The 12,949-nt window shown below is 37.2% G+C and carries 11 protein-coding genes and 1 other annotated feature; of the genes, 8 read left to right on the top strand and 3 right to left on the bottom strand.

Annotation, left to right across the window (positions count from 1 at the left end):
- The first annotated feature begins 30 nt into the window (after positions 1-30).
- The 4 genes from ytkD (at position 31) to asnB (ending at position 5,774) form a co-directional block, all read left to right on the top strand.
- On the top strand, positions 31-519 hold the full coding sequence (ytkD, locus tag NC799_RS15430; protein WP_272447337.1) for an RNA deprotection pyrophosphohydrolase: 489 nt from the start codon (positions 31-33) through the stop codon (positions 517-519).
- Positions 520-858: 339 nt separating this feature from the next.
- The gene (gene metK / locus NC799_RS15425) at positions 859-2,058 is read left to right on the top strand and encodes a methionine adenosyltransferase (RefSeq protein ID WP_272447336.1); all 1,200 of its coding nucleotides are present in this window, start codon (positions 859-861) and stop codon (positions 2,056-2,058) included.
- Positions 2,059-2,367: 309 nt separating this feature from the next.
- Positions 2,368-3,690 carry a multi antimicrobial extrusion protein MatE gene (locus tag NC799_RS15420; protein WP_334313869.1) on the top strand — a complete coding sequence of 441 codons (1,323 nt, stop codon included), beginning with the start codon at positions 2,368-2,370 and terminating at the stop codon, positions 3,688-3,690.
- 179 nt (positions 3,691-3,869) lie between these two features.
- Complete coding sequence (gene asnB / locus NC799_RS15415; protein ID WP_272447335.1) at positions 3,870-5,774, top strand: asparagine synthase (glutamine-hydrolyzing); 1,905 nt, start codon at positions 3,870-3,872, stop codon at positions 5,772-5,774.
- On the opposite strand, the gene NC799_RS15410 is transcribed toward asnB, so the two are convergent.
- Complete coding sequence (locus NC799_RS15410; RefSeq protein ID WP_272447334.1) at positions 5,764-6,645, bottom strand: C39 family peptidase; 882 nt, start codon at positions 6,643-6,645, stop codon at positions 5,764-5,766. The two genes, asnB and NC799_RS15410, sit on opposite strands and share 11 nt — an antisense overlap.
- Positions 6,646-6,723: 78 nt before the next feature.
- Positions 6,724-7,236, bottom strand: coding sequence for a gamma carbonic anhydrase (locus NC799_RS15405; RefSeq protein WP_272447369.1), 513 nt, complete (start codon positions 7,234-7,236; stop codon positions 6,724-6,726).
- A 145-nt stretch (positions 7,237-7,381) separates the two neighbouring features.
- Here NC799_RS15405 and NC799_RS15400 point away from each other — a divergent pair, with 145 nt between their 5' ends.
- Positions 7,382-8,449 (top strand): tetraprenyl-beta-curcumene synthase family protein, encoded by a 1,068-nt coding sequence (locus tag NC799_RS15400; protein WP_272447333.1) that lies wholly within the window; start codon positions 7,382-7,384, stop codon positions 8,447-8,449.
- 62 nt (positions 8,450-8,511) lie between these two features.
- Here NC799_RS15400 and mnmM read toward each other — a convergent pair whose 3' ends face one another.
- Entirely contained in the window at positions 8,512-9,072 is a 561-nt protein-coding gene (mnmM, locus tag NC799_RS15395) for a tRNA 5-(aminomethyl)-2-thiouridylate-methyltransferase MnmM (RefSeq protein ID WP_272447332.1), read from the bottom strand.
- Positions 9,073-9,187: 115 nt separating this feature from the next.
- Here mnmM and NC799_RS15390 point away from each other — a divergent pair, with 115 nt between their 5' ends.
- The 3 genes from NC799_RS15390 (at position 9,188) to leuS (ending at position 12,383) form a co-directional block, all read left to right on the top strand.
- On the top strand, positions 9,188-9,469 hold the full coding sequence (locus NC799_RS15390; RefSeq protein WP_272447331.1) for a DUF2524 family protein: 282 nt from the start codon (positions 9,188-9,190) through the stop codon (positions 9,467-9,469).
- Positions 9,462-9,647, top strand: coding sequence for a hypothetical protein (locus tag NC799_RS15385; RefSeq protein WP_272447330.1), 186 nt, complete (start codon positions 9,462-9,464; stop codon positions 9,645-9,647). Before NC799_RS15390 ends, NC799_RS15385 begins: the two co-directional genes overlap by 8 nt.
- A gap of 16 nt (positions 9,648-9,663) precedes the next feature.
- Positions 9,664-9,880 (top strand) — a binding site (T-box leader).
- A gap of 85 nt (positions 9,881-9,965) precedes the next feature.
- Positions 9,966-12,383: a leucine--tRNA ligase gene (gene leuS / locus NC799_RS15380; protein ID WP_272447329.1), complete on the top strand. Its 2,418-nt coding sequence runs from the start codon at positions 9,966-9,968 to the stop codon at positions 12,381-12,383.
- The last annotated feature ends 566 nt before the right edge of the window (positions 12,384-12,949 follow it).

Genomic DNA, 12,949 nt, shown 5'->3' with positions numbered 1-12,949 from the left:
TAATCCAACTAAAAAGGTAGCTGAGATCGGGTGAAAATTTTTAAAGATTATTACAATAATGAAGTAAAGCTATCATTTGAGGATCATCCCTTTACTAATGATCCCAAGCATGTTTGGGTTATTTGTGTGCATAAAGGAAAATGGCTATTAACTAAACATCGTGATAGAGGAATTGAATTTCCAGGTGGAAAGGTCGAAAAAAGAGAATCGCCAGAAGAAGCTGCGAGGCGAGAGGTGATGGAGGAAACAGGGGGGTGTGTAAGTCAACTAACATACATAGGGCAATATTATGTCCATGGTAAAGGTGGAAATATTGCTAAAAATGTTTATTACGCAACTGTGTCAACATTGACTAAGCAAAGCAATTACTATGAGACAGAAGGGCCAGTATTATTGAATAAGCTACCGGAAAACATCGAGACAGATCAAGACTTTAGTTTTATGATGAAAGATAATGTTTTACCATTAAGTTTGGAACAAATTGAAAAATATAGAAAAGTAAATCAGCAAAACGAGTAGAAGGTCAGGCTTGTACATAAAAGTCAGACCTTTTTTAGTATGAAAAAGCTCAAAACACACCTCCCCTCTTCGATGTCTTAAAAGATAGATTAACCGGCTCATAATGGAAAGGAAGGTTCACTTTATTGACATTAGCATTGTGTTTCGTTACGATAAAATGCGAACGGAATAAGAGGATTATTTTAACAATTTTGTTTTGTGAAATAATCTTATATAACTTCATAATTGAACAACAATAGTAAAGACTGAAAATAAATGTGAAGAACACCTGTTGGACAGTTAACATAATATTTCAAATCATTCCGTATTAACTAGATACATGAAGGAGGATTTAGCCGAATGGCTGCTAATCGTCGATTATTTACATCAGAATCAGTTACAGAAGGTCACCCTGATAAAGTTAGTGACCAAATATCTGATGCCATCTTAGATGAAATTTTAAAAAATGATCCTAACGCAAGAGTTGCGTGTGAAACTACAGTAACTACAGGACTAGTACTAGTTGCAGGTGAAATCACAACAAGTACGTATGTTGATATTCCGAGTATAGTTAGGAAAACAATAAAAGATATTGGCTATACTAGGGCGAAGTATGGATTCGATTCAGAGACCTGCGCAGTACTAACAGCAATCGATGAACAGTCTCCTGACATTGCCGGAGGGGTAAACGAGGCGCTTGAATCACGAGAAGGAACGATGACGGATAATGAAATTGAGGCAATTGGTGCAGGAGACCAAGGCTTGATGTTTGGATATGCAAACAATCAAACGCCTGAACTTATGCCTTTGCCAATTTCGCTTGCGCATAAATTGTCCAAGCGGTTAGCCGATGTTAGGAAGAATGAAACATTGACCTATTTACGTCCAGACGGCAAAACCCAAGTAACTGTAGAATATGATGAAAATGGTAAACCAATCCGAATTGATACAATTGTCATTTCAACGCAACATCATCCGGAAATTGACTTAAAACAAATTCAGGATGATATAAAAGAATATGTCATCAAACCGGTAGTACCTGCGCACTTCTTAGATGGACAAACAAAGTATTTTATTAATCCGACTGGAAGATTTGTTATTGGTGGTCCGCAAGGGGATGCCGGTTTAACAGGACGTAAAATAATTGTCGATACTTATGGTGGATATGCTCGTCATGGCGGGGGTGCGTTTAGTGGAAAGGACGCGACTAAAGTCGACCGTTCTGCAGCATATGCGGCTAGGTATGTAGCTAAAAATATTGTTGCTGCTGGTCTAGCTGATTCTTGTGAAGTACAGTTAGCTTATGCAATTGGCGTTGCAGAACCTGTGTCTATCTCAATCGACACATTCAGCACTGGAAAAGCTACTGAGGAAGAATTAGTCGCAGCAGTTCGAACATTATTTGATCTTCGTCCTGCTGGGATTATAAAAATGCTTGATTTAAGAAGGCCTATATATAAGCAAACAGCTGCGTATGGACATTTTGGCCGGACTGACGTTGATTTCCCGTGGGAAAAGACGGACAAGGCAGTCGATATGAAGGAATATTTAAACAAATAAATTAGGGGATTAATAAATTGGTCGTCTCTCTATTCATAAAAACACGTGAATTCTTTACAATGAATTCACGTGTTTTTGAGTGTCTAGGCAACCAGGATGTGACTAACAGTCCAGATCTTTTTGTTCCAAGATAAAAAAGTAGAAAAACCTAGCTGTCTAGCGCAAGGGCACCTATCCCGCCTGAGGTCTTAAACAAGCGTGATGAAAACGTTAGTAAAAGTATAAAAACAAAAATATGTAGCAGAATAACTGCTTAACATGGGGTTTTCTTAACATCCCAAAGAGCAAAAAGTGAAAGGCGGAAGTACATTGCCAAGTGTGAAAGGGCGTTTTTCCTATAAGCAGCTTGTAGCATTTTTCATTCCTTTAGGATTTTCGGCCAGTTTGACTGCAATTACACATGTCATTATAAATGGGACGATGAGTAGGGGCGAAAACGCTGCATTTATTATTGCTTGTTATGCCGTTTCTATGTCAATTTTTGGAATAATCGAAAAGCCTTTAATTATATTTAGACAAACATGTTCTGCATTAGTTAAGGATAAAAGGTCGTTTAAAAAGCTGATTCTTTTCTTAGTCTATGTAGTTGCAGTGGTCCTGTTAGTTTGTTTTATTTTAGGCTTTACATCAATTGGTGATTGGGTATTTATTCATTGGTTTAATGCTGAGGCTAATATGGTCAAAACGGTATCGGATACGTTTAAAATTTTGACAATTGTCATGGTACTCTCAGGAATAAGGGGAATCTACGAAGGGATTATAATTAAAGAGAGACAAACAAAGTGGCTAACGATTATGGTTGTCGTTCGTCTAGCTACGATGTTTGTTGCATCTTATTTATTTGTTGTTTCTGGTTACATAACGAGTCTTACTGGAGCGATGATTTTTTTGATTGGGATGGCTGTTGAGTCTGTAATAAGTGTTTGGAAAGGACAATCATTGTTAAACGAGAAGCGTCCTAGTAATTCAAAGCTTAAGATGAAAGAAATTATCCGTTTTTATAATCCCTTACTTTTTTACTTCATTTCACAAACCTTTTTAATACCAATTATTTATGTTTTTTTATCGAAAACAAATGACAAAGACATGGCCATTGCATCATTTGCACTAGCAATTAGTATTACTGGCATGGTATTAAGTTTCTTTTCTTATACTCACCAGCTAGTTCTTCAATTTTATGAAAAACATCGAAAAAAGGTAGTTAAATTCACTATCATTATTAGTTTCTTACCTTCATTACTATTGATCCTTCTTTGTTATAGTCCGATTGGGATGTGGTTTATGGAGGTTGTTATGGGTGCGAATGAAGGTCTTACTAGTTCAACGATTCATGTACTGCAATTATTTATTGTTAAAACACTTGTTTTTCCTTGGGTTGATTTTATGAATGGATTTTTCATGTTACGAAGAAAGACAAACAAAATACTAATAGCGCAAATTCTTAATCTTAGTACAGTCGTTATTTCACTACTATTTCTTATTTCTTTTGTACCAGAATGGAATGGGTTAAATGGTTCAATTGCATCATCATTAGGAGAAGTTGTCGGTTTACTTGTTGTGATGATTGTGTTTTTTCGAATGAAAAAAGAACCAGAGGATAAGCTACGCAAAACCGTTTTTTCACGAGTCTAGCGCACCATTTCGGTAATGGTAAATACTTAACCTTAACGAGGAAAGGTACTAAAAGGAACGATTATTCAGATAGATGTACCTAATTAACTTGTGTTATACTCAGGAAGTATGTTTAAAACCTCATGGATGGATAACAAATAGAAGGTTCAGCTTAATTAGAGAAGGAGAGGCAATAGGTTATGTGTGGTTTTATCGGAATGATTCGAAATCATGCTCAAACCCCTGCACCGGACAATCAAGAAAAGTTTCAGATAAGAAACAATTTGATTTCCCACAGAGGACCAGATGATGAAGGATACTATCATGATGAATTTGTGTCGTTTGGCTTTAGACGACTAAGTATTATCGATATAGAGAGTGGGCACCAACCATTTAGTTATAACGATGAGCAATTTTGGATGGTTTTTAACGGAGAAGTATATAATTATGTCGAGTTAAGAGAACAATTAGTGGAAAAAGGCTATTCCTTTCGAACGGAATCAGATACGGAAGTTATTATTGCAATGTTTAAAGAACACGGACCAGAAGCCTTCGCCCAGTTGCGTGGGATGTTTGCCGTTCTTATTTGGGATAAACAAGATCAGACGCTATATGGTGTCAGAGATCCGTTTGGAATTAAGCCATTGTTTTACAGTGAAACGGAATCAGGAATGTATTTCGGCTCAGAGAAAAAAAGTTTAACGGTACTGCAAGACAGAGAAGAAGTTGACACAGAGGCACTGCAACATTATCTTAGTTTTCAGTATGTTCCAGAACCAATGACGATGACAAGCAACATTAACAAAGTCGAACCTGGCCATTATTTTATTAAAAAGCCTAGTGAAAACATTCAATTTCATAGGTATTGGCATGCTACATTCAATCCTGTATTAATGAAAAAACAGGATTGGATCAAGCGAATTCAAGATGTTTTATTTGACTCTGTCAATGTTCATATGCGTAGTGATGTACCAGTAGGCTCGTTTCTATCAGGTGGGATTGATTCATCATTAATAGTTGCAATAGCAAAAGAAGTTAATCCGAATTTAAAAACGTTTTCTGTTGGTTTTGAGCGAGAGGGATATTCAGAGGTTGATATTGCTAAAGAAACAGCAGAAAAGCTAGGGGTTGACAACATTTCTTACATGATTACACCGGAGGAATATGTGGAAAAACTTCCGAAAATCATGTGGCATATGGATGACCCGCTAGCAGATCCTGCTTGTGTGCCACTTTATTTTGTTGCGCGTGAGGCAAGGAAACACGTAACGGTTGTTTTATCTGGTGAAGGGTCTGATGAATTATTTGGTGGTTATAATATCTACCGTGAACCAGAATCGTTAAAGATTTTTGACTCTATCCCAATCCCTGCTAAAGAATTGTTATCTCGTGTGGCGAGTGTCATCCCTGAAGGTGTACGAGGAAAAAGCTTTTTGGAACGAGGTACAACTCCTTTGCGAAATCGTTATATCGGTAACGCGAAGATGTTTGAAGAAATCGAGAAGAACAAACTACTAAAGATATACAATCACAATCAATCTTATCAACAAGTTACCGATCAACTTTATGACAATGTAATTGGAGAAAATCAAGTGAATCAAATGCAATATATTGATATTCATACATGGCTTCGTGGTGATATTTTACTTAAGGCGGATAAAATGACGATGGCTAACTCATTGGAGTTACGAGTGCCATTTTTGGACAAAGAGGTTTTCCATGTAGCTAGTCAAATTCCGGTTGACTTGAAAATAGCAAATGGAACAACGAAGGCAATATTACGTGAGGCGTCCCGAGGGATTGTGCCTGATCACGTACTTGATCGAAAAAAATTAGGTTTTCCAGTTCCAATTCGTCACTGGTTGAAAAAGGAGTTATATAGCTGGGCAAAAAAATTGATAAAAGAAAGTGAAACAGACCATTTGTTTCACAAGACATATGTTGACAAGCTTCTTGAAGACCACTGTTTAGGGAAAGCGGACTATAGTCGGAAAATATGGACAGTATTAATGTTCATGCTCTGGCATCAACTATATGTTGAACGTAAATTTTGTTTTGAACAATTGCAGGAAGAGGACCAAACAAAGAGCAAGCTCACGGTATAACCGTGATCGCTTGCTTCCCCATTTGCACCCATGCATCTTCAAATTCTGTCATCGCTGCTTTTTTTACTTGGCCAGTAATGGGGTCGTTAAAATAAACATAATCTCGATCGTAACCTGTAACTAAAACAGAATGCTCTCTCATCGTTATTTCGATTGGTCCGTCTTCAGTTTCCCATGTTTCAAACTCGGATTTAGGTAACTCTTTATACTTCGAATTTGTAATAACCCAAACAGGTCTCCCTTGATTAATGTACTGCAATATTTCAAAAAAGGAACCACCGGTAAAGTCAATTACTTTTTCTCCAACATAGCTGCTTGCAAGCTTGGCAATTGGTTGATGATAGACACCATAGCCAGGCTCGCTTAGGGAATACATATTACCAACAAACCCTTTTGACGGGTTACCAAAAAAAATTCCATTTTCTGTTTCGGTGAATTTTGTCTTGTCTTTAGTTATTTCTTTAGCCAATTGCATCTTACTAACATTCACATCATAATACTTCAGTAACATAGCCAGACTAGTTACCTCACAGCCGCGGGGCAACTCTGGATACTGTTTCATAAGTGGTACGTCCAACCGAACAGATGACTGTAACGGTATTTCTTGCAAAGTAAAGCTGGCAAGTTTTTCGTGCGGGTATTTTTCTGTGGTAGCATATGCAACTGCTTTTTTTGGCTCAATTTGTAGCCATTTTTTCCAACTATCATAATTGTTATAAAGGAAAAATACTGTAATAAGAAGACTAATTATACTAAACATCAAGGTATAAAAGTGTACAGCTGACTTAAAGATAGGACGAAACGTCTTTTTTGGTAAATTATATAATAAGATAGCCATAATTAGGGAGAAAAGAAACAAGAACAAAAACACGGTGGCACCTCCTTGCTATTTAGAGTGCCGAACAAGCAATACGTTTATGTTGTAGAACTTATTCCTCGTTTGGCGTCGTTATCCAGAAAGGTTTTTATAATATTGACCCTTCTCTACATAAGAATCTTTAATTCGTTCCATTTCTTTAATATCTTTATCGGATAAATTTCTGATTACTTTAGCTGGTCGACCAAAAGCAAGTGTGTTTGGAGGGATTTTTTTACCGGGGGGAACTAAACTTCCTGCCCCAATAAATGCCTGTTCACCAATTTCAGCTCCATCTAAGATAATCGAACCCATCCCAATGAGTGCTTTTTTTCGAATGATGGATGAGTGTAATGTAACTTGATGACCGATTGTTACCTCATCCTCAATAATTAGTGGAAGGTCAGGACTTTGGTGCAATAACGAAAGATCCTGAATATTTGTCTCGTTACCGATCAGAACAGGTGCAACGTCTCCGCGTATAACTGTTTTAAACCAGATGCTTGATAGTTCCCCAATCACTACATTGCCTGTAATCACCGCATCATCTGCAACAAAAGCTGTTGGGGCAATGGTTGGTTTTTTTCCTTTGTATTCACTTATCATTTTCATTGGCACTTCCTTTCTACATTGTGTGATTAAAAAGAGGCTTATCGTGTTATATCTTTTTTATAGATGATATAATATTACCATAGACATGTGCAGATTCGTGCGTTTGCTGACAACTATCTTAGAAAAGAGGGAATGGTTATTGTTGAATGCAATTCCTAAAACAGCTCCATTTTTAATGCGTTTTGTTTACCAACATGTGTTTCCAGAAGTAGATAAGGAAATAAACTATTGGAAACAAAGAGCAACACAAATACCAGACAAAGACCTAAGAGAACAGGCTCTTGCAAGCATTAGTTCAAAGAAATTCCACTGTCAAGGCGGTGCCGTCTATAGTATCCTGGCAAAAAGCAACTGGCAAACAGCTCTACGTTTTATCGTTGCCTATCAAACGATTAGTGATTACTTGGACAACCTATGTGATCGCAGTACTTCTTTAGACCCAGAAGACTTTCGCATGTTACATTATTCGATGGAAGACGCACTTTCGCCAAATAACCCAACAAGAAATTATTACTGTTATCGTGATGAGCAGGAAGATGGCGATTACCTTAAAGATTTGGTCTTAACATGTCAGTCTACATTGAGCGCTATTACATATTACCCGCAAATTAAAGACTATTTATTAAAATTAGAACAACTGTACAGTGATTTGCAGGTGCACAAGCATGTAAAGGAAGACGAACGAGAAAAACGTTTAGAAACATGGTTCAATACATATAAACAAGGATTTCCTAATTTAACTTGGTATGAGTTTTCAGCGTGCAGTGGCTCTACGCTAGGTATTTTCTGTATTGTCTCTTATGCATTAGAGCAGGATGTTGAAAAAACGTTTGTAGATGAAATATTTAAGAGTTACTTTCCGTACATGCAAGGCTTACATATTCTGCTTGATTATTACATCGACCAAAAGGAAGACATAGAGGAAGGGGATTTGAACTTTTGTACGTATTACAAAAATAAAGACCATATGAAAAAACGGTTGCTTTATTTTATGGAGCAAACAAAACTTCACGTAAAGAATTTACCAAATAAGCAGTTTCACGAAATGGTACATAGTGGCCTAGTCGGACTATATTTGGCAGATAATAAAGTGAAAGAAATAACAGGGAATAAAGAAGTAACAAGAGCTTTGTTAAAAAAAGGTGGATTGAGGTCATTCTTTTTTCACTTAAACGTTAAGCTTTATAATAGGCTTAAAAAAGGGTAGGGAAAACCGGAGCTTGTCCGGTTTTCTTGTTTCGAAGGCGCGACTTGCTCTTTTCTTACACGTTAACTTTTCTCAATAGCTAACAAAAAAGGGGGGGTATTTTTTTGATTTATGAATCCATACTGTAATACGCTATATGTTTTCTGATCATATCTTTGCAAATGGTTGATAATGGCATCTTTTTCATCACCCCCACCTTTGTGCCCGTAATAAACAACTACAACGACCATTCCCCCTGGCTTTAGAAGTTGTATTATTTTATCTAGCGATGCAATTGTGGTTTTGGGTTTTGTAACAATCTCTTTATTGCCTCGTGGTAAGTAACCAAGGTTGAAGATAGCTCCGCCAATTAACACATTTTTATCTATATACTTATCGACGTACTCATGACCATCAAGAATAACAGAAACGTTTTTGCGATGATTGTCAGCTAACAATTGTTTTGTTTGTTCAATCGCTTGCTGTTGAATGTCAAAGCCATACACTTTCCCCTTATCACCTACTAGTGTACTTAGTAAAAGAGTGTCATTACCGTTTCCACATGTCCCATCAATTGCAATGTCTCCCTCATTAAGTGTTTTTTTCATCAAGTCATGGGCGAATGGTAAAATTTTTAACAGCATACGTTTTTTTTCCTCTCTACATGTAAATTACTAACCATTGTATCAAATTAACGTCAACATCTTCCATACATGTTTACAGATAAGCCTGATTAAACTATCCATGAGGTGATGACAAATGGCAACTCGTGAATCTGTTGATAACTTAGTTGCAAGAGCAAATCAGTGTCTTTCTGAAGCTGGCAAAGTGTTAGATTTAACTAATCGAAATGGTTATGAGGTTGATGAGTCCTATTCTAATGCACAACGACAGTTAGCGGATGTAGAAGAAGATATAAGAAAAATGATGATTAGTGCGTCACATGAACAACGAGACCAGCTCCATCGAATCCACTTAAAAGTGAGTCAATATATGAATGACATGATTCTAGATCATGTGGAGATTAATAAATTTGAATAAACTATTTTTGTTTGACAAAAGCTTGCAGAAAAAACTCTGCAAGCTTTTTAATGGAAAACAACTTGCTTCTAACCCCCTCGGTCCTAAGATTTTCATCAAGGTTCGTATTAGCGAAAACAACGTTTTTAAAGGTGTTACTTTAATGGGAATCCTTGACAAAGCAGGAGGCATTCATTAAAATACGATTACAATATAAAACGACGTTGACAAGGATTAGTAATAATGGATTCAGGAAAAAAGAGAGGTAGCGGTTGGTGTAAGCTATCCCTGCGCCTTATGAACTCACCTTTGATGTTGCAGTAGTGAATCTTTAGTAATTACTGCCGTTCTTCCACGTTAAGGATTAAAGCGGGCATAAGGAATCTTATGCTAATGTTGGGTGGTACCGCGGGAAAGTCTCTCGTCCCATATGGGATTTGATGAGGCTTTTTTTAATTGCTCGAACGTACGTTCCTTCCGTGGAGATGATAACGTTCTAAATAAGGAGGCTAAAAGTATGTCGTTCAATCATAAAGAAATTGAAACAAAATGGCGAAATTATTGGTTAAAAAATAAGACATTTAAGGCTGAATCAAATACAAGCAAAGAAAAGTTTTATGTTCTTGATATGTTTCCATACCCATCAGGAGCAGGGCTTCATGTCGGGCACCCAGAAGGATACACCGCTACGGATATCATTGCTCGCATGAAACGCATGCAAGGCTATGAGGTTTTACACCCAATGGGGTGGGATGCATTTGGACTCCCTGCAGAGCAATATGCGTTAGATACGGGGAATGATCCCGCTGAATTCACGAAAAAAAACGTCGATACCTTTAGACGACAAATACAAGAGTTGGGTTTCTCATATGATTGGGACCGAGAAATTAACACAACGAACCCCCACTATTATAAATGGACCCAATGGATTTTTTTAAAGTTGTATGAGAAGGGTTTAGCGTATGTTGATGAGGTCCCAGTAAACTGGTGTCCAGCACTAGGTACAGTACTTGCCAATGAAGAAGTTATTGATGGCAAAAGTGAACGTGGTGGGCATCCTGTTGTAAGAAAACCGATGAAGCAATGGATGTTAAAAATCACAGCTTATGCAGATCGGTTATTAGAAGACTTGGAAGAACTTGACTGGCCGGAAAGTATTAAGGATATGCAACGTAACTGGATTGGACGATCAGAAGGGGCAGAAGTTCATTTTGGAATTGAAGGGGTGGAAGAAACATTTAAGGTCTTTACTACAAGACCAGATACTCTGTTTGGAGCAACCTATGCAGTGCTTGCCCCTGAGCATCCATTAGTAGAAAAAATAACATCACCTGATCAAAAGAATGACGTTCAAAGTTATCTCAATCAAGTGAATACAAAGAGTGATTTAGAACGTACGGATTTAGCGAAAGAAAAAACAGGTATTTTCACAGGTGCCTATGCGGTAAATCCAATTAATGGTAATAGACTTCCTATTTGGGTTGCTGATTATGTTTTAATGTCCTATGGTTCTGGCGCAATTATGGCAGTTCCAGCTCACGACGAACGAGACTATGAATTTGCGCGTAAGTTTAATTTGGAAATTATACCAGTTGTCGAAGGTGGGGATGTTAATGTAGAGGCCTACACCGGTGATGGTAAGCATATTAATTCTGGATTTTTAAACGGATTAAACAAAGCTGAGGCAATTAATAAGGCGATTGAATGGTTAGTAGAGAACGGTAAGGGAGAAAAGAAAGTTACTTATCGTTTACGTGATTGGTTGTTTAGCCGCCAACGCTATTGGGGAGAGCCAATTCCTATTATTCATTGGGAAGATGGTACCATGTCCGGGGTTTTAGAAGAAGAGCTACCGCTTGTGTTACCAAAAACAACAGAAATAAAACCATCAGGTACAGGTGAATCTCCATTAGCAAATATTGAGGATTGGGTTAATGTTGTCGATCCTAGGACAGGGAAAAAAGGTAGAAGAGAAACGAATACAATGCCGCAATGGGCGGGGAGCTGCTGGTATTTCTTACGCTTTATTGATCCCAGGAATGAAGATCAACTTGCTGATCCTGAATACTTAAAAAAATGGTTGCCGGTTGATGTATATATTGGCGGTGCAGAACATGCGGTACTACACCTGTTGTATGCTCGTTTCTGGCACAAATTTCTTTATGATATTGGAGTTGTTCCAACAAAAGAACCGTTCCAAAAATTATTTAACCAAGGGATGATTCTTGGGGAAAATAATGAAAAAATGAGTAAATCAAAGGGTAATGTAGTTAATCCGGATGACATTGTAACAAGTCACGGTGCAGATACATTGAGATTGTATGAAATGTTTATGGGTCCTCTTGATGCTTCGATTGCATGGTCAACGAACGGTTTAGACGGAGCTAGAAGATTTTTGGATAGGGTTTTTCGCCTGCTTATTAATGATAACAATGAACTTTCTGCAAAAATTGTTGATAAGGTTGAAGAAGATACGTTAGAGAAGATTTATCACGAAACAGTCAAGAAAGTTACAGAAAACTTTGAGGATTTACGATTTAACACAGGTATTTCACAAATGATGGTTTTTGTAAACGAAGCGTACAAGGCACAACAACTACCTAAAAAGTATATCGAAGGATTTGTGAAGTTGATTTCTCCTGTAGCTCCTCACCTTGCAGAAGAACTTTGGCAAAAGCTCGGATTTAACGATTCTGTTGCCTACTCTACTTGGCCTACCTATGATGAAGCTAAGTTAGAAGAAAACGAAGTGGAAATTGCTATTCAGGTAATGGGTAAAGTAAGAGCAAAAATATTAGTAGATAAAGATGCATCAAAAGAAGAATTAGAGAAAAAGGCGTTTGAGAATGATTTGATAAAAGAACGTCTAGAAGGTAAGACTGTAAGAAAAGTAATTGTTGTTCCAGGAAAATTAGTTAATATTGTCGCAAATTAACAAGAACGCTCTTTGTCATTGGCAAAGGGCGTTATATGTTAAAAGATAAGAAAGTAAGAAAAAATACAAGAGCTATCTAGCGCAACACGCCTTGCCCCGGGGGTATAAGTCAATCCCTTCTGTGACAGACGGCCACGCAGGTCTTGTCTTATGCCTGCCTTAGTCTAACCAAGGCGCTTTCGCTAATTGTTTGTTAGAGTGCTATAACAGTATAGGTTGCTGTAATTGTGTTGTTTATACTAGTTATGGTTAAATTCACCATATAAATCCTTGCAAGAAATTGTTGACTTTTGGAATAATACCATGTAATATAAAACCTGTTACTGTCGCTGTTAGTCATTGATTGTTGGGATTTAAAGAAAAACCAGTAATTGGATTTGACATAAGTCGTCATTGATGCTAATATTTAATTGTTGTCGCTACTAAATTAACAATAGAAATTGATCTTTGAAAACTGAACAAAACAACCAGTATGTTTAAAGAAAAAGTGTAGGCGACTGTTTAATAGCGTACGGATAGATAAGACAGCATGTAGCACTTTGAACTTCAAGTGCGAAATGATGGAT

It is taken from the genome of Aquibacillus salsiterrae (genome assembly GCF_028416595.1).
Classification (GTDB): Bacteria; Bacillota; Bacilli; order Bacillales; family Amphibacillaceae; genus Aquibacillus_A; species Aquibacillus_A salsiterrae.
This window is presented reverse-complemented; position numbering and strand designations above follow the sequence as displayed.

Excerpts from the sequence above, each read along its gene's own strand:
- leuS (WP_272447329.1), top strand. The coding sequence starts at position 9,966 with ATGTCGTTCAATCATAAAGAAATTGAAACAAAATGGCGAAATTATTGG.
- metK (WP_272447336.1), top strand. The coding sequence starts at position 859 with ATGGCTGCTAATCGTCGATTATTTACATCAGAATCAGTTACAGAAGGT.
- NC799_RS15405 (WP_272447369.1), bottom strand. The coding sequence starts at position 7,236 with ATGATAAGTGAATACAAAGGAAAAAAACCAACCATTGCCCCAACAGCT.
- asnB (WP_272447335.1), top strand. The coding sequence starts at position 3,870 with ATGTGTGGTTTTATCGGAATGATTCGAAATCATGCTCAAACCCCTGCA.
- mnmM (WP_272447332.1), bottom strand. The coding sequence starts at position 9,072 with ATGCTGTTAAAAATTTTACCATTCGCCCATGACTTGATGAAAAAAACA.
- NC799_RS15390 (WP_272447331.1), top strand. The coding sequence starts at position 9,188 with ATGGCAACTCGTGAATCTGTTGATAACTTAGTTGCAAGAGCAAATCAG.